At 55.7% G+C, this 16,546-nt stretch carries 14 protein-coding genes; 9 read left to right on the top strand and 5 right to left on the bottom strand.

Annotated elements, in window-relative coordinates:
* Positions 1–160 precede the first annotated feature (160 nt).
* The 3 genes from C230_RS22695 to C230_RS0115905 form a co-directional block, all read right to left on the bottom strand.
* Positions 161–625: a hypothetical protein gene (locus tag C230_RS22695; RefSeq protein ID WP_156807483.1), complete on the bottom strand. Its 465-nt coding sequence runs from the start codon at positions 623–625 to the stop codon at positions 161–163.
* 389 nt (positions 626–1,014) lie between these two features.
* Positions 1,015–2,202: a pyridoxal phosphate-dependent aminotransferase gene (locus tag C230_RS0115910; protein WP_018133049.1), complete on the bottom strand. Its 1,188-nt coding sequence runs from the start codon at positions 2,200–2,202 to the stop codon at positions 1,015–1,017.
* A 126-nt stretch (positions 2,203–2,328) separates the two neighbouring features.
* Positions 2,329–4,422 (bottom strand): transglycosylase domain-containing protein, encoded by a 2,094-nt coding sequence (locus tag C230_RS0115905; protein WP_018133048.1) that lies wholly within the window; start codon positions 4,420–4,422, stop codon positions 2,329–2,331.
* A gap of 210 nt (positions 4,423–4,632) precedes the next feature.
* Here C230_RS0115905 and speE point away from each other — a divergent pair, with 210 nt between their 5' ends.
* From speE to C230_RS0115890, 3 genes are all read left to right on the top strand, one after another.
* On the top strand, positions 4,633–5,466 hold the full coding sequence (speE, locus tag C230_RS0115900; RefSeq protein WP_018133047.1) for a polyamine aminopropyltransferase: 834 nt from the start codon (positions 4,633–4,635) through the stop codon (positions 5,464–5,466).
* Positions 5,467–5,483: 17 nt separating this feature from the next.
* Positions 5,484–6,353, top strand: coding sequence for an agmatinase (gene speB / locus C230_RS0115895; protein WP_026174370.1), 870 nt, complete (start codon positions 5,484–5,486; stop codon positions 6,351–6,353).
* A gap of 288 nt (positions 6,354–6,641) precedes the next feature.
* Positions 6,642–7,814: an MFS transporter gene (locus C230_RS0115890; RefSeq protein WP_018133045.1), complete on the top strand. Its 1,173-nt coding sequence runs from the start codon at positions 6,642–6,644 to the stop codon at positions 7,812–7,814.
* A 122-nt stretch (positions 7,815–7,936) separates the two neighbouring features.
* Here C230_RS0115890 and C230_RS0115880 read toward each other — a convergent pair whose 3' ends face one another.
* Positions 7,937–8,296, bottom strand: coding sequence for a response regulator (locus C230_RS0115880; RefSeq protein WP_018133043.1), 360 nt, complete (start codon positions 8,294–8,296; stop codon positions 7,937–7,939).
* Positions 8,297–8,390: 94 nt separating this feature from the next.
* On the bottom strand, positions 8,391–8,474 hold the full coding sequence (locus C230_RS22090; RefSeq protein WP_083910624.1) for a helix-turn-helix domain-containing protein: 84 nt from the start codon (positions 8,472–8,474) through the stop codon (positions 8,391–8,393).
* A gap of 191 nt (positions 8,475–8,665) precedes the next feature.
* Between C230_RS22090 and C230_RS0115875 the strand changes: the two genes are divergently transcribed.
* The 6 genes from C230_RS0115875 (at position 8,666) to kdd (ending at position 16,501) form a co-directional block, all read left to right on the top strand.
* Entirely contained in the window at positions 8,666–9,109 is a 444-nt protein-coding gene (locus C230_RS0115875) for a DUF1934 domain-containing protein (RefSeq protein WP_018133042.1), read from the top strand.
* Between the two features lie 4 nt (positions 9,110–9,113).
* On the top strand, positions 9,114–9,287 hold the full coding sequence (locus C230_RS20750; protein WP_018133041.1) for a DUF1427 family protein: 174 nt from the start codon (positions 9,114–9,116) through the stop codon (positions 9,285–9,287).
* A gap of 305 nt (positions 9,288–9,592) precedes the next feature.
* The gene (locus C230_RS0115865; RefSeq protein WP_018133040.1) at positions 9,593–11,821 is read left to right on the top strand and encodes a YcdB/YcdC domain-containing protein; all 2,229 of its coding nucleotides are present in this window, start codon (positions 9,593–9,595) and stop codon (positions 11,819–11,821) included.
* Positions 11,822–11,972: 151 nt separating this feature from the next.
* A complete protein-coding gene (locus C230_RS0115860; protein WP_018133039.1) occupies positions 11,973–13,241 on the top strand; it encodes a methyl-accepting chemotaxis protein in 1,269 nt (422 codons plus the stop codon).
* A gap of 152 nt (positions 13,242–13,393) precedes the next feature.
* Complete coding sequence (locus C230_RS0115855; protein ID WP_018133038.1) at positions 13,394–14,977, top strand: sigma-54 interaction domain-containing protein; 1,584 nt, start codon at positions 13,394–13,396, stop codon at positions 14,975–14,977.
* A gap of 369 nt (positions 14,978–15,346) precedes the next feature.
* On the top strand, positions 15,347–16,501 hold the full coding sequence (gene kdd / locus C230_RS23665; protein WP_018133037.1) for an L-erythro-3,5-diaminohexanoate dehydrogenase: 1,155 nt from the start codon (positions 15,347–15,349) through the stop codon (positions 16,499–16,501).
* The last annotated feature ends 45 nt before the right edge of the window (positions 16,502–16,546 follow it).

Raw genomic sequence — 16,546 nt, 5'->3', positions numbered from 1 at the left:
ATGAAGGACAAGCTGCGCGCCGGGGTGACACATGCGCTGAAGGAGGAGGTGACCGCATAGACCGAACATATGTCTGGGGAAAGATGCGCGATGATTTTGGGGAACTGAATCCGCTGTTTGTGGGGAATTGAGCGCGATTTTTTTGGGGAGTTTTAATCCGCTATTGACAGCCTTTAGGCGATCGAGAAAAGTCAGACAAGTAATAAATATATTGAACTGATGAAGTGTAATTTTTTACCGTGCGGGCGGTTACCATATAGTATTCGCCCCATGTGGTGAAATAAGCAATATACCCATTCCTACTATCAGAATAGCCCCCTGAGCCACTCTGAACGTAATCCACATGGGCATAATAATATGAGCCACCTTGAGGATAGTTACCATTTGGGTTAGCTTCATATTCGACTTCATCGTGACCGGTGTATTGAGTATAGAACCCATAGCAACCGGGATCCGGACAAGTTCGTACAGTGAGGGATTGCGCAGTTACGTCAAAAACTCTACGATTCGTCACGCCAGGTGTGCTAGCTGCGCCAGCCGGAGAAAAATCAAACAACATGGTCGCAAGCAGAACCAAAACCGGCAAAATAATAAGACGGAATTTCCTGAAACCAACAAACAGCAAGTCGTATACCCCCCATACCCCTAATTTTCTTAAAAATGGCCATAAACGCCATAGCGAAAAGTAAAAGATGTATCACCTCCATGAATAGAATTATACGAGTTTCTCTAAGCATATCATGGGACCCAGAAATTTGTATAGGAGAAACCCTATGAACTGTGTTGAATTAGATGGTGAATTCTTCCTTAATCTTTTAAAATCGATTGTTCTCTGCCTGAAATGAGGAAAAAATAGGTTTCATCAAATCCTATCTGGAAAAGGTCATTTTTGCTGGTTGCAACCACGGGACTCTCCTCTTAACCCGCACGGTCCAGTCGCTCACCGGTCGTTCCCTCCCCCCGTGCAAACAATAAGCACGCCTTGCCGTGCAAGACGTGCCCTCGTCAGTGCTACTATTCCACTTCTTTCAAAAACGCTTCCAGGCGGTCCATCGCTTTTTGCAGGTCTTGATCCGATACCGCATAGGAGATGCGGATGTTGTTCGGGGCCCCGAATCCTTCGCCCGGCACCAGCGCGATGTTTGCGTGTTCCAAGAGCAGGGTGGCGAATGTGTTGGCGGAGTCGATTTTGGTTCCGTTGTAGGATTTGCCGATAATGTTCGCCACGTTCGGGAACACGTAGAAAGCGCCCTGCGGCTCGATGCATTCGATCAGCGGCATCCCACGCAGCCGCTTCAGCACGTAATCGCGCCGTTTGTTGAACAGTTCAATCGCCCTCGTGTCAAAACAATCCAGCGCTTTGACGGCGGCCCGTTGCGAAATCGAAGCCGGGTTGGACGTCGTCTGGCTCTGGAAGCTGGTCATCGCTTTGACGATCATTCGGTCGGCCGCGATATAACCGACGCGCCAACCGGTCATCGCAAACGCCTTCGAGAAGCCGTTGACCACCAGCGTCCGCTTTTTCATCGCTTCGGAGAGGGAGGCGATCGAGACATGCTCGATGCCGTACACCATTTTTTCGTAAATCTCGTCAGAAATCACGTAGAACTCGTGCTGTTCAATGACTTCCGCCAACGCCTGCAGTTCCTCGCGGGAGTAGACCGCTCCCGTCGGGTTGCTGGGCGAGTTGAGCAGCAGCGCTTTCGTTCTGGGCGTGATCGCTTTTTGCAGCATATCCGGTGTCAGTTTGAAGCCGGTCGATTCGTCTGTCAGAACGATCACCGGTTCTGCGTCAGCCAGGCGGATCATCTCCGGATAGCTGACCCAGTACGGAGCCGGCAGAATCACTTCGTCGCCTGGGTTGCAAAGCGCCATGAATGCGTTGAACAGCGAATGCTTCGCCCCGTTGGAGACGATGATTTCGTCGATTTCGTAAGCGAGCCCGTTTTCCTCCAGCAATTTCTTGACGATCGCTTTCCGCAGCTCATTGATGCCGGGCACCGCCGTATATTTGGTGAAGCCTTCCTGAATGGCAGCGATCCCCGCCTGGCAGGCCGGTTCCGGCGTACCGAAGTCCGGTTCGCCCACGCTCAAATTGACGATGTCACGGCCTTGGGCAATCAATTCTTTCGTTTTTGCGTCGATCGACAGGGTCGGCGATGGCGCGATCCCTTTAACCCGGTTGGACAATCCAAACGCCATATCGGTTTCCTCCATTCCGTTGTTCCGCTTCCGTCGCGTCACTTCATTACTACCTACAGTACGACATGGAGGTGGAGGCGTCAACAGAAAATAGGCAAACTTTCAAACGGAAAGAATTGACTGCGGTTAATGCGATCCGCCGCGGAACCAATCCCAGAATTTCTTCACGCTCGACTGGCCGGATGGCTGGTTGTTCTTGTCCCTGTCCAATGCGTCCCCGCGATGTTCCGTGCATTCTTGCACAGGTTCCGTGCCGATCTTGAAAAATTCCCGTTGCACGCGCGGGCAGTTTTTGGAGGCGAGCATGCCGGTGGCCGGATCGATATTCAGCTTCAGCAGTCCGTCCGGCCGGGAGAAATCACTGGCTGGCGTGTCGGCGAGCGCGTTTTTCATGAAGTCGCCCCAGATGTGGGCGGCAGCGTACGATTCCTGGGCATTCAAAAGCCGGTCCTTGTCATAGCCGACCCAGACGATTGTCACCAGGTTCGGCGAAAAACCGGCCATCCAGGCGTCCGTGTCGGTCGTACCAGTCTTCCCGGCAACTACCCAGTTGGCGACCGAGCGGGCAACGCGAGCGCCCGTCCCGCCCGGTTCGAAGATGCTTTTCATCATGTCGGTCAGGATGAACACGTCTCGCGGATCAGCCACCTGTTGGGCCTGCGGATCGCGGTGATAGATCTCCCGGCCGTAGGCGTTCACCACTTGCTGGATCGCGGTCGGTTCGACCAGCCTGCCGCCGTTTGCCAGCACCGCGTAGGCGCGCGCCAATTCCAGGGGCGACACCGGAAACACGCCGAGCGCGAGCGACGGATAGGGCTGCAGGTCGCTTTCGATTCCCAGCCGCTTGGCTGTTTCGACCACTTTTTGCGGAGTCACGTCCAGGATTGTCGACACCGCGTAGACGTTGTCCGATTTTTTGATCGCCTCGCGCATGCCAATATTTTCATACGAATACAGGTCGTTGAAATTTTTTACAGGATAGGTTTTGTCTTTGTCATAGGTAAAGGTGGTCGGCTCGCTTTTCACCATTTTGGCCGGTGTCACCCCGTTCTCGAGCGCCGTCAGATAGACGAGCGGTTTGAACGAGGAACCCGGCTGCCGTTTCGCCAACACGCGGTTGTAGCTGGACTGGTTGAAGTCTTTGCCGCCCACCATCGCCTTGATCGCTCCCGTCTGCGGATCCATAGCGATTAACGCGACCTGCAGGCCTGGATTGGCCGGGAGGTATTTCTGGATGGCCGCTTCCGCCGCTTTTTGCATGTTCACATCGAGCGTCGTCTGCAAAGTCAAGCCGCTGCGATACAGCTCGTCTTCCGGTACCCCGTTCTGGTTGAGGGCCGCCCAGGTGGCATACCGGGTGAAGTAGGGAGCGGCACCGTTGAGAACCTCCTTTTTTTCCGCAAAAATCAGCTTCTGCCGATACGCCGCATCGGCCTGTTCCTGCGTGATATAACCGTTTCGCACCATCGCCTGCAAGACTTGCCGCTGCCGCTCCTTCGCCTTGTTCAGGTCGTCGAGCGGCGAGTAGATGGCAGGGCCTCGCGGAATGCCGGCCAACATGGAGCATTCGGCGAGGTTCAGCTCGGACACCGGTTTGTTAAAATAGATCTGGGCGGCGCTGCCGACGCCGTTTGCTCCGTGACCGTAATAGACCGCGTTCAGGTACTGTTCGAGAATTTCCTGTTTCGAGTAGCGGGCTTCCAACTGCATCGTCAGCAGGACCTCGCGTATTTTCCGCGAGAACGTCCGGTCATACGGCAAGTACATCACTTTCGCCAACTGCTGCGTGAGCGACGAACCGCCTTCCAAGACTTCCCCGTTTTTTAGGTCGACGTAGAGGGCCCGGGCGATTCCGCGCAGGTTGAAGCCGCCGTGTTGATAAAATTGGGCGTCCTCGATCGCGATCGTGGCATTTTGCAGATCGATCGGGATGTCGCTGATCGATACTTTCAGCCGATTTTCCCCGTTGGTGGTCAGATCGGCCAGCAGCGTGCCATCGGCCGACACGATCCGCGAATGGGTTGCCAGATCGCTGTCCGGCAGCGGCGCAAACCGGACGTACAAATAGAAAAAGAAGGCGGATAAAAAAGTAACGGTCGCAAAATAAAGGCCCAGCCTGAACAGCAGGATTTTTTTGCGGCGGGCGCGGTTGTAGCCGGCAGCCGGCGTGCTCTCCGTTGCGGACCATGTATCTTCCAGCAGATTCGGTTTATCAGACATCAACACCACGCTCCTTGGTGCAGATCGGCTAGCAACCAGTATGGGCAAAATTGCTAGATGATAAACCATGATGTATAATAATGCACATTGCATGGGAGCGACATGCGGATAGCATCCGGCAGGCGGAGGCAACCTGTGGATAGATGAGGTTTTGGCCGAGCGGAAGCCGGTTGGCGATAATCGGACGAAGATGAGGAGGATCAACAGTCGATGGAACTCTGGTACACGGAGAAGCAAACGGCGAATTTTGGCATTACGGCCAAAGTCAAGCAAACGCTGCATACGGAAAAATCGGAATTTCAGCAAATCGATCTGATCGAGACGCTGCAGTGGGGGAAAATGCTCGTGCTTGACGGCATGGTGATGACGACCGATGAGGATGAATTCGTCTATCATGAGATGATTTCGCACGTCGCGCTGAACACGCATCCGAATCCGAAAAAGGTGCTGGTGGTCGGCGGCGGCGACGGCGGGGCGATCCGTGAAATCGTCAAACATCCGAGCGTCGAAAAAGCGGTTCTGGCGGAGATCGACGGCCGCGTGATCGAAGTGTCGAAACAGTTCTTGCCGCAGATCGCGAGCGAACTGACCGGCAATCCGAAAGTGGATGTGCAGGTGATTGACGGCATCAAGCATGTGATGGAACACAAGAACGAATACGATATCATTCTCGTCGACTCGACGGAACCTGTCGGCCCTGCTGTGGGGCTGTTCGCGAAAGATTTTTACCAGGGGATTTATGAGGCGCTGAAGGAAGACGGGATCATGGTCGCACAATCCGAGTCGCCCTGGTTCAACCGCGATTTGATCCGGCGGGTGTTTAAGGATATCGCGTCGATTTTCCCGGTCACCCGCTATTACACCGTTTCGATTCCGACCTATCCGTCCGGCTTGTGGAGCTTCACGATGGGATCGAAAAAATATGATCCGCTGGAAGTGGACGAGTCAAACCTGTTCGATCCGCCCGGAACGAAATACTATTCGCCGAAGATCCACAAGTCGATCTTCAATCTGCCGAAGTTCGTGGAGGAATTGTTGAAGTGAACAGGGGATTGCATCCGATGAAATTTGATCCTGCCTACAATGGGAATGAGTTTATCGGCGCGACGCAGGATTATGAAGCGGCGCAGGCGGTGATTTACGGGATGCCGATGGACTGGACGGTGTCGTTCCGTAGCGGCACCCGGCTCGGCCCGGCGCGCGTGCGGGAAGTGTCGATCGGGTTGGAGGAATACAGCCCGTACCTGGACAGGCATCTGGAAGATGTGAGATATTTTGACGCCGGCGACATTCCGCTGGCGTTTGGCAATCCGCAGCGGTCGGTTAAGCAGATCCGCGATTTTGTCGAGAAGATCTTGGCGGACGGCAAGTTCCCGCTGGGCATCGGCGGCGAACATCTGGTGACGTGGGGGCCGATCCAGGCAGTCGCGAAAAAATATCCGGGGCTTGCGCTGATCCATATCGACGCGCACGCCGATCTGCGGGAGCATTACGAGGGTGAGGAATATTCCCATGCAGCCGTGATTCGCAAGGCGGCCGGATTGATCGGCCCGCAAAACGTGTACCAGTTTGGCATCCGCTCCGGCACGCGTGAAGAATTTCAGTGGGGGCGGGAGAACACCCATTTTTACCCATTCACCGTATTGGAGCCGCTGCGCAAAGTGCTGCCGGAACTGAAGGGGCGTCCCGTCTATGTGACGGTCGATATCGACGTGTTGGACCCGGCGTTCGCGCCCGGCACCGGAACGGCCGAACCGGGCGGCATCACATCGCTCGAACTGCTGCAGTCGATCCATGCGATCGCCGAAGCGGAGCTGAATGTGGTCGGCTTCGACATCGTCGAAGTCGCGCCTGGCATCGACCCGTCCGAACTGTCGCAGATCGTTGCCTCGAAGGTAATCCGCGAAGTGCTGCTGGGGTTTGTGAAGTAGGGATGTGAAATGGCGTGGAAACCGGCATCGGTTTGCACGCCATTTTCATGTACGCCCAGCATGGGCGTCATCTCTAGGGCAACCGATTTTTTTCACATTACTCCCTCCAAATAAACTGCAACTTATTTCATTGAAGTGGTGCGTCGATCACCGTACCGTTGGTCATTTCCACAAATTTTGCGAACGGGACCGGCAACAGCGACTCCGGTATCCCGGTCGTCTGCAAATTGCGGTCGCGACCAGGGAATTTTCTGGTATACTTTCAGATAGAGATTGGGGGACGCATGGATGAACCGATTGCTAATTCTGTTTCTCGCGGCCACCAATGTGTTTGTGGTGCTGTATGCGCCGCAACCGTTGCTTCCGTTATTGGCGGAAGATTTTCAGATATCGATCGCGACCGCCAGCCTGGTGATTTCCGCCACGATTTTTGCGCTGGCGCTGTCATCCTTGCTGATGGCTCCCTTGTTTGACCGTTGGGACCGAAAAAAAGTGATCCTGCTGTCAAGCGGACTGCTGGTGCTGCCAAGCGTCATGCAGTCGATCGCTGATTCGTTTGCAACCGTTTTGTTCTGGCGATCGATATGCGGCCTGTTCATCCCCGGCGTAACAGCGATTCTCATGGCCTACGCCGCGGAGGAGTTTCCGGTTTCGCAACGAGGACGGGTGATGGGCATCTATGTCAGTGCAAATGTGGCGGGTGGCTTGTTGGGGCGGGTGATATCCGGTCCGATCGCGGAGGCGTTTTCCTGGCATGCGGTATTCGCAGTGATCGCCGTCGGTTCTGCTATCGTAGTTTTGTTGGTCTGGCGGTTTCTGCCGGCGTCCACCAATCAATCGGGACGACATGCCGGCAGTTTTCTGGTTTACTTGCGCAATCCGGCTTTGCTGGGTGCCTTTTTCATCGGGTTTTCGCAATTTTTTGCGTTTATCGGGTTTTTTACGTACCTGCCGTTTCATGCCGCCCAGGCCCCGTTTTTTCTCAGCGTGACGCAAATTTCGCTGCTGTTTGTGACGTATGTCTGCGGGATGTTGTCCGCTCCGGCGGCCGGTTTCCTGTCCGACAGAATCGGCAGACGGGCGACGATGGCGATCGGTCACCTGATTGGGGCATCCGGCATCCTGCTGTCGCTTGGGCCGTCCATTCCCGCGCTGGTTGCCGGTTGCTGTCTGTTGACATTAGGCAATTTCGCGTCCCAGTCGGCCACTACCGCTTATGTCACCGATATCGCCGCCACATCCCGCGGGGCTGCCACGTCTTTGTACCTGGTGTTTTTTTATCTGGGCGGAAGCCTCGGGGCATGGGTGCCGGGGCTGCTGTGGAAATCGTTTGCCTGGCAGGGAGTCGTCGTTTTGACGGTGGGAACGATCTTGCTCGCCTTGTTGAGCAACCTGTATCTGGCGGGGAGAACGGTTCGTCAGGCAACTGCCGGTGAAGGATCCGCCGTGCAGAAACAATGAACCGCTGGATTCGGAGATGTATCTGGCTTGCATCTTTTTTGCGCTGATGGTGGGGACGATTGCCGCAGCGATTTTTTTCAGCGGCAAGATATGAAAAGAACCCGCCGATCGGCGGGTTCCAATTACTCGAACAGTTGGTTGATCGCGGAAACCACCCGGTCCGCTTCAAACGGCTTGACGACAAAATCTTTTGCGCCCAAGGAGATCGCTTTCCGTACCAACACTTCTTGTCCCACCGCCGAGCACATGATGATCTTGGCGTCCGGGTCGAGCTGGCGGATCTTCTCGACCGCCTCAATCCCGTCCATATCGGGCATCGTGATGTCCATCGTCACGAGGTCCGGCCGCAGCAACTGGTACTTCTCGACCGCTTCCTTGCCGGTGACCGCTTCCCCGATCACCTCATGGCCGTGCTGGGCGAGAATATTTTTCAACATCATCCGCATGAATGCCGCATCGTCCACGATCAAAATTTTGGCCATCCATATCCCCTTCCCCACTTGAATCGTCTTTGTTCCCTATTTGGCCCCCGTCTTGCTTCGAATTTTGAACATTCCCACCTCCTTAGGCGTTGCGTCAGCATCCAAACATCTTGCGAAGGAGGGTGATTTGCTCCGGTGTAGGGTAGATGCCAAAGCGAAAGGCTTTGTGGTGCAGCATGGGAATGGATTCACCTCCCCGTACAGAACACTTTTCAGATAATTATAGCGCATGTGTTCGTACGCGTGTACAAAAAAATCAGCCGAGTCAGGCCCCGTGTTGCGCTGAAGCGGGAGTCCTCTCAGCCGCAGACCTGCATTTTTGGTGCAGGTCATTTTAATTTTTGCTACAGTAGGGAGGGGGGTGACGGTGTGGAGAAAATTCCCGTCCGGGTTCGGATTCATACCCGTCAAACGCTGGAAGACGGTACATCGCAGACATTTACTTTGAGCGAACAGGGACATCTGTACCTGAAAGATAACGCACTGTACATCGCTTATCGGGAAGCTGGCGAGGATGGCCAAACGACGCAAACCACATGGAAAATCGAGCCTTCGCAAGCTTCCCTCATCCGGCAGGGAGCGGCCGGCATGAAAGCGTTATTCAGGCGGGGGGCGGCTGATGCCACCCAATTCATCACGCCCCATGGCAGTTTGCCGCTCGAAATCCGTACGTTTCGTCTGGAAAACCGGCTGTCGAGAGCAGGCGGACGCTTGCGTGTCGGCTATCAGATGCTTTTGGCGGGTTCCGTCAGCCGGATGGAAGTGGAACTGCGGGTGGATACTTTAAATAAAACAAACGGGAAAGGAGATTGACTGTTTGGACGCACGCGTCATGATTTTGTCTTTGGTGACCGGACTGATCGTCGGGTTTCTGTTTTCCGCGCTAAAATTGCCGCTGCCGGCACCGTCCGTTTTTTCCGGTATTCTGGGCATTATCGGGATCTGGCTGGGCGGTGTCGTCTTCCATTGGATCAGCCGACTCTGGCAATAGAGCCGGCTGCTTTTCGCTTCCTCTTTTTTGCTTTTGAACCGCCTCGTTTTTTCAGCCACCGGTTCATTTTTCATTCCCTCTCCCGCCAAAAACGACAAAAAGCGCTTTTTTTCACGTGCGATCACCCGGTTCAAGATAACCAGCTCTGTCTTAACAGATAAACCTGGCGAAATATTTGTCGAAAAATTTTTTATCGAAAAAGCGAAACTTTTTTGCCGAATCACACGTCTAACCTTTATGGAAATCTCTAGCACACTGCAGCTTGTAGAAAAATGGGGAGCAAACGCTCGGAGGAGGAGAAGGGAATGAAGAAAATGAAACGCGCCGCGACAGCCGCATTGACGATCGGCATGTTGATTTCATCGGCGCCCTATGCGGCGCTCGCCGATGCGTCGCAGGCGACTGCCGGGACATTAACGCAGGAGCAAGCGATTGAGGCAGCCAAGAAGTACATCAAGCTGCCTGACGGTTACCAGTTCCGCGATGCGACGTTGCAGGAGGACAAGGGGGGGTTACCGCCGTTTGGCCGCAGCAGCATCTGGATCATCCATTTTTCCAAGCAAAATCAATTCGCTTTTGGCGAGATTAACGTGGTGATCGATGCAAAAACGGCAAAATTGCTCGATCTGAACGTCTTCCAACGGGATGACGCTCCGATTGAAAATGCGATTTCGCGGGAAGAGGCAAAGGCAAAAGCGGTTGAATACTTGAAGCGGTTTGATGCGGACAAGATCGATCAGGTGCAGGAAATGGGGGATGCAAAGTACCCCGTTCCTTATGGCTCGCAAACGGTCACGCATTCGTTCCGGTTTGTCCGGATGGTCAACGGAATTCCGTATCCGATGGACGGAGTCAGCATCATGGTCAACGGAAATGGAGAGCTTCGCAGCTACCATTACAATTGGACAGAAAGCGTTCAATTCCCGCAGCCGAATGCAACCATAACGGAGCAGCAAGCGAAGGAAGCGTTTCGTAATGCTCTTAATCTGCAACTGCAGTACATCGCAAAACTGAAACCGTATAAAGACAGGCCGGATGAGGCCCGACTGGTGTACGGTCCGTGGGGCCAGTATGGACTGCCGATGATCGACGCAACAAAAGGGGTGGCTATTGACCGCGAAGGGAATCCGCTGCCCGCCGGCCAAACGGGCGACTGGAAGCCGCTGGCCGATCGGCCGGGAGCGCCGAAAACGACCAAGGAACTGACAAAAGAAGCTGCGCTTGAGTTGCTCAAATCCTACAACCTGGGTCTCGAAGGCTACACGCTGCAGGGATCCAATTATCAAAATGGGCCCAACAATCAACCAGTATGGCAGTTTGACTTTCAGCAGGGTGATCCGAAAGACTTTCAAATCCAAACGCTGAAACGCATCTCGGTCATGATCAATGTGAAAACCGGCGAACTGCTCCACCTGTTCCGCATGGATTTTAGGAAAGGACCGCAAGAATTCCCCGCGAATCCGGCAATCTCCAGGGAACAGGCGCAAGCCAAGGCGATCGAATTTGTGAAAAATGCGCTTCCCACTGCCATCCACCAGATCGCGTTTGATTCGTCAACGCAATTTTTCGGTGCGGGCTACCGGTTCAATTTTGTTACCTTGGTCAACGGCACTCCGTTGCGCGATCCGAACATCTTTGTGGAGATCGATCCGAATACAGGCGAAGTAAGGGAATACTATGGCGGAGGAGGTTGGTTGAACACGCTGGCATTCCCGACGAAAGAGAACCTGATCGGCGCCGAGACGGCGAAAGAAAAGTATCTGGAAAAATATCCGGTTCGCCTGCAATATGTCCCAATTTTTGAACCGAACCAAAACCCGTACGGGAAACCGTACGATCCCACTAAGCCGAAAGGTGTGCAATTGGTCTATGCGCCGCTGATCAATGACGCGGCACAACTGATCGATGCGAAAACAGGCGAATGGGTGTCTCCGTGGGGCGGGCAACCGGGGCAGCCGGTGCAGGCGAGCGATATAAAAGGCCATTGGGCGGAAAAACAGATGCAATATTTCCTTGACCGGGGTATCTATACGGTTAAGGACGGCAAGCTCAATCCGGATGCGGGAGTTACCCGGGCCGAGACGGTCAGGTATCTGGTGATGGCGGTCGACGGACCGGTTCGCGCGCTTGAGAAGCAGCTGTTCGACGATGTGCCAAAGACAGACCCGAACTATCAATTTATTGAAGAGGCGGCGGCACGGAAATGGATCGATCCGAACGTGAAAAATTTTCGTCCAAATGATGTCATCACCCGGGAAGAATTTGCCGATCTGGTGACGGCGATTCTCGGATACGGGAAATTGTCCGATTCGACCGACACCTTCAAGATTCACTTCCGGGATGTTTCGGTTGAATCGGACGGAAAATATGTCGGGGATATCGAGATTGCAGCCGCGCTCGGACTCATGTCCGGATGGGAAGGCAACTTTATGCCAAAGCGGCCGCTGACCAAAGCGCAGGCGGCGGTTGTCATGGTCAAGTTGTTGGATCAGCTGAAAGAAAAGCAGAATCCGCCGTATTTCATCAGCAAGTGAAAATGAAACGCCCGTCGTTGTCCGAATGGATGGCGATGGGCCTTTTTTTCGCGAGCATGGAAAAATCTGCAGGAAACGGATGAAGCCATGTGAATAAATAGAATGCAAAGAATGTGAGGAACAGCAAGCGGGACAAGAGGGGGACAGAAGCATGACGAAAACATTGTCGTTGGCCAGGTATATGATCCGCTCGACACTGCTGGCCATAGTGGGATCGGTCGTCACATCGGTCGGAGTCGTCTACGGGAATCATCTGGAAGGTCTGGCGATGTGGGGTACCATCGGCTATATTGCGGTCTTCAGCGGTATCATGGGAGCGTTGATCAGCAGTTTCAACTACCGGCGGTTTGTGGCGCCGATGGCCCGTATCATCGAACACATTGAAGTGCTGGCGGCAGGCGATCTGACCGCTCGCATCGATGAGGGCGAAGTCGGCCATCTGACGCCGGTTGCCGCCTCCATGAACCGGATGAGCGAAGCCTGGGAGAAAGTGTTGAAACAGGTCAATGAAAGCGCTTTGCAAACGGCTTCCCTGTCGCAACAATTGTCGGCGAGTGCGGCGGAAAGCACGCAAGCGATCCATCAGATTGCGGACGCCATTCAGGATGTGGCGGCGGGAGCGGAAACGCAGGCGAAGGGCCTGCATGAAAGCAAGCGGGCGATCGAGGGAATGGCCGGCGGGATTCAGCGGGTGGCAGACAGTTCAGCTGCCGTTTCCGAAGCGTCTGCCGAAATGTTGCAGCAGGCGGAACAAGGCCATCGATCGGTCATACAAGCGGCCGATCAGATGGATTCGCTCCATTCATCGGTCCACCATTCGGCCGCGGTGATCAAACAGCTGGGCGATCGTTCGCAAGCGATCGGGCAGATTGTCGAAGTGATTACAGGGATCGCTTCCCAGACCAATCTGTTGGCGCTCAATGCGGCGATCGAAGCGGCAAGGGCGGGCGAGCACGGCCGAGGCTTTGCGGTGGTCGCGGACGAGGTGCGCAAACTGGCCGAGCAATCGGAACAATCGGCCGGCCAGATCGCGGAGTTGATTCGAGAAATCCAGGCGGATACGACGCGCGCGGTGCACACGATGGACACAGGGATCGACGCGGTTCAGTCCGGCAGGGAACTGTTTCAGGCGGCTGGCGAATCGTTCGGCCGCATCGTCAAAATCGCTCAGCAGATCGCCGGCCAGCTGGCGGAGATCGCGGCCGTATCGCAACAGATGGCGGCCGGTTCGCAGCAGGTGTGCCAATCGGTCGAGGAGATGGTGGGGATCGCCGGCAGATCGCAGTCCAGCTCGCAGGGCATGGCGGCCGCATCACGGGAACAGTTGGCGTCGGTGGAACAAATCGCCGCATCCGCCGCATCGCTCAGTGAGCTGGCACTGGAGCTGCAACAAACGGTCGGCAAATTCAAGGTCGGTTAAAAATCGGTTCATGCAGATCCCGGTCGCAGGCGGCCGGGGCTTTCTTTTGCCGGTCATGCAAATGCCGAACTTTTGGCAAAAATACTTGCTCAAAATCCGGCATTCAGACATAGTAAAGGTAACATCAGTATCGACCGGGGAGGGGATACCGGATGGAATCAAAAACGGTGAATACACTGGAAATGCTGCGCGCGATTCTCGGATCGATCGAGGAAGGGATTCATGCGGTCAACCGGGAGGGCATCACCATTTTTTACAACGAGGCGGCCGGCCGGCTGGACGGGTTGGCGCCGGAGGAGGTGATCGGCAAACATGTACTGGACGTGTTTCCATCGCTGAAAAACGAGACGAGCACGCTGCTGCAGGTACTGGCCACCGGCAAACCGCTGGAGCATGTGCGGCAGACCTACACGAATGTGCACGGCAAGAAAGTGCATACGGTGAACAGCACCTTGCCGATTTTTTCGAACGGACGGTTGATCGGGGCGTTTGAGGTGGCGAAGGATCTGACGCAGGTCAAGGAACTGGCGGAAAAATTGATTGACCTGCAGGCGAGCATGGTGGCGCCGCGCAAAGCGAAACCGCGGTCGGCGATGGAAGCGCGCTACACGTTTGACGACATTGTGACTTGCGACCCGCGCATGTTGCAGATGAAGGAACTGGCCGCGCGGGCTGCCGCCACCGATTCGTCCGTGCTGGTATGCGGGGAAACGGGCACCGGCAAAGAATTGTTCGTACAGGCGATCCACAATCTGTCGCCGCGCCGGAAAAAGCCGTTTATCGCGCAAAATTGTGCGGCGCTCCCGGCTACGCTGCTGGAAGGGCTGCTGTTCGGGACGGTGAAAGGCAGCTTTACGGGGGCGGAGAATCGGCCAGGGCTGTTTGAGTTGGCCGATGGGGGAACGCTGTTTCTTGATGAGATCAACTCGATGTCGCTTGAACTGCAGGCGAAGCTGCTACGGGTGCTGCAGGAAGGGTTGGTGCGACGGATCGGGGACACGAAAGTGACGCCGGTCGACGTCCGCGTGCTGGCCGCTACCAACACCGATCCGCTGCAAGCGATTCAAACGGGACAGCTGCGTCCTGATCTGTACTACCGGTTGAATGTGGTGTCGCTCCATCTCCCACGGCTGGCCGAACGAAAAGCGGATATTCCGCTGTTGACGAGGCATTTTCTGGACATGTACAACGAGCGGTTTCAGAAACAGGTGGAACGAGTGTCGCCCGATGTCGAGCGGTGTTTTCTGCGGTACGAGTGGCCCGGAAACGTGCGCGAATTGCAGCATGCGATCGAAGGGGCGATGAATCTGGTGCGCGACCGGGAAATCGGGTTGGATTTGATCCCGTGGCAGATCGCGCAGGCGGCGGGCCGACAGGACGGAGCCCTGGGAGCGGAGCAGACGGCTGCGCCGCTTGGACAGGGCAAAACGAGCAGAGAAGGGAGCGGAGAGATTGGCGAAGAGCGGCTGCTGCAGCGGAGAAAAGCGGTTCAAGCGGATCCGGCTGTTGTAGAGAGCGGAGCCGCCGGTGACACGGATGGCGTTCTCAATCCGTTCGGCAGCGTTCTGGACGCGTTCAAGCGGTCCGGTTTGCCGCTGCGCGAGTTCCTTGAGCGGATCGAACGGACGATCACAGGCGCGGTCATGGACGAAACGAACGGAAATGTCCTGCAAGCGGCGAAGCGCCTCGGCATCCCCCGGCAAACCCTGCAGTACCGGATCACCAGAAAAAAATAAGCGGGCGGCTGCAGCGGCAGCCGGACGAGGCGGGCCCGGCGGCTGCTGTGTTGCCCCGTTCTGACCCTACTGCAGTGTTGTGAGAGAATCGGCCATGCAATGTTTCAACCCCCCACCTGTTGTTCCCCTCGATCTCCCTTCTCCCGCTGCTCCTGTTCCCTCCGCTGTTCCAGCTGCACCCTCCGCTTGCTATTGTTCGACCTGATCCTCCTGTCTATGCCGCCTGCATCCTAGCGAACTGCTTGTGCCCGGTTCGCCAAAAATTCGGCACTTTTGATTGGCGCGAAAATTGCAAAATCAGTTGTGTGAAGATTTCAGATTTGGCGAAACTTCACATCACTTTGTTGGGGAACTTGTTGGAGGTGTCGGATGAAAAAAGGCGATCGTTATGGACTGCACCGAGTGCTGGAACCGAAGGGGGTGCTGCCGCAGCCGGCCTGGCGGATCGATAACACGATGGAGTGCTGGAGCAACGAAATTCTGATCGAAGTGGAGACCCTCAATATCGATTCTGCCTCCTTCGCCCAGATTCGCGGGGAAGCGAACGACGATCTGCAGAAAATCGGCCGGATCATGCGGCGCATTGTGGCCGAGCGCGGGAAACACCACAACCCGGTGACCGGTTCCGGCGGCATGCTGATCGGCCGGGTGGCGGAAATCGGCGAGGAGTTGCGGGACCGCAGCAGCCTGCAGACGGGCGACCGGATCGCCACCCTCGTCTCGCTCTCCCTGACGCCGCTTGTGATCGACGAGATTCTGCAGATCGACCCAAAATCGGGCCAGGTTGACATCCGCGGCAAAGCGATTCTGTTCGAAAGCGGCCTGTACGCGAAATTGCCGGACGACCTGCCGCTCAAAGTGTCGCTGGCGGTGCTTGACGTTTGCGGGGCACCGGCGCAAACGAAAAAACTGGTACAACCCGGACAGAAAGTGGTTGTGCTGGGCGCTTCCGGAAAATCGGGCCTGCTTGTGCTGAAACAGGCGCGTAACAATCTGGGAGCGTGTGGAAAGGGTGAAGGCGGCGGCCAAAGCGGGGGCGATAAAGGGGCTGTCGACACGGGTACTGACGGCAAAAGCGTCACCGGCAAGGAGGCCTTCGCCAAAGGGACTGACAACAGAGGGATGCTGATCGCCGTCGACCGCGGGGAAGCGGCTTGCAACCTGCTGCGCCGGCTTGGCTGGGCGGACGTGGTGCTTGATCTGGACGCGACCGACCCGCTTGCGGTGATGGAAGCGGTCAACCAGGCCACGGATGGAGCGCTGGCCGATCTGACCATCAATTGCGTGAATGTGCCGGGGACAGAGATGTCAAGCATCTTGGCGACCCGTGAGGAAGGCACGATCTACTTTTTCTCGATGGCGACATCCTTCACGGCAGCCGCGTTGGGGGCGGAAGGAGTCGGCAAGGATGTGACGATGCTGATCGGGAACGGCTACACGAAAGGGCATGCGGAGCTTGCCCTGCAACTGGTCAGGGAGAACCCGGAATTGCTGGCGGTGTACAACGACCGGTATGCAACCTGACGTGGCGGGTGCGCCTCGCATTTCACCATATTCAACCAAACTGAA

The organism is Effusibacillus pohliae DSM 22757, assembly GCF_000376225.1.
Lineage (GTDB): Bacteria > Bacillota > Bacilli > Tumebacillales > Effusibacillaceae > Effusibacillus > Effusibacillus pohliae.
The sequence above is the reverse complement of the archived record's forward strand: the minus strand, read 5'-3'. Positions and strand labels throughout refer to the sequence as shown.

Excerpts from the sequence above, each read along its gene's own strand:
- C230_RS0115910 (WP_018133049.1), bottom strand. The coding sequence starts at position 2,202 with ATGGCGTTTGGATTGTCCAACCGGGTTAAAGGGATCGCGCCATCGCCG.
- C230_RS0115905 (WP_018133048.1), bottom strand. The coding sequence starts at position 4,422 with ATGTCTGATAAACCGAATCTGCTGGAAGATACATGGTCCGCAACGGAG.
- speE (WP_018133047.1), top strand. The coding sequence starts at position 4,633 with ATGGAACTCTGGTACACGGAGAAGCAAACGGCGAATTTTGGCATTACG.
- speB (WP_026174370.1), top strand. The coding sequence starts at position 5,484 with ATGAAATTTGATCCTGCCTACAATGGGAATGAGTTTATCGGCGCGACG.
- C230_RS0115890 (WP_018133045.1), top strand. The coding sequence starts at position 6,642 with ATGAACCGATTGCTAATTCTGTTTCTCGCGGCCACCAATGTGTTTGTG.
- C230_RS0115880 (WP_018133043.1), bottom strand. The coding sequence starts at position 8,296 with ATGGCCAAAATTTTGATCGTGGACGATGCGGCATTCATGCGGATGATG.
- C230_RS22090 (WP_083910624.1), bottom strand. The coding sequence starts at position 8,474 with ATGCTGCACCACAAAGCCTTTCGCTTTGGCATCTACCCTACACCGGAG.
- C230_RS0115865 (WP_018133040.1), top strand. The coding sequence starts at position 9,593 with ATGAAGAAAATGAAACGCGCCGCGACAGCCGCATTGACGATCGGCATG.
- C230_RS0115860 (WP_018133039.1), top strand. The coding sequence starts at position 11,973 with ATGACGAAAACATTGTCGTTGGCCAGGTATATGATCCGCTCGACACTG.
- C230_RS0115855 (WP_018133038.1), top strand. The coding sequence starts at position 13,394 with ATGGAATCAAAAACGGTGAATACACTGGAAATGCTGCGCGCGATTCTC.
- kdd (WP_018133037.1), top strand. The coding sequence starts at position 15,347 with ATGAAAAAAGGCGATCGTTATGGACTGCACCGAGTGCTGGAACCGAAG.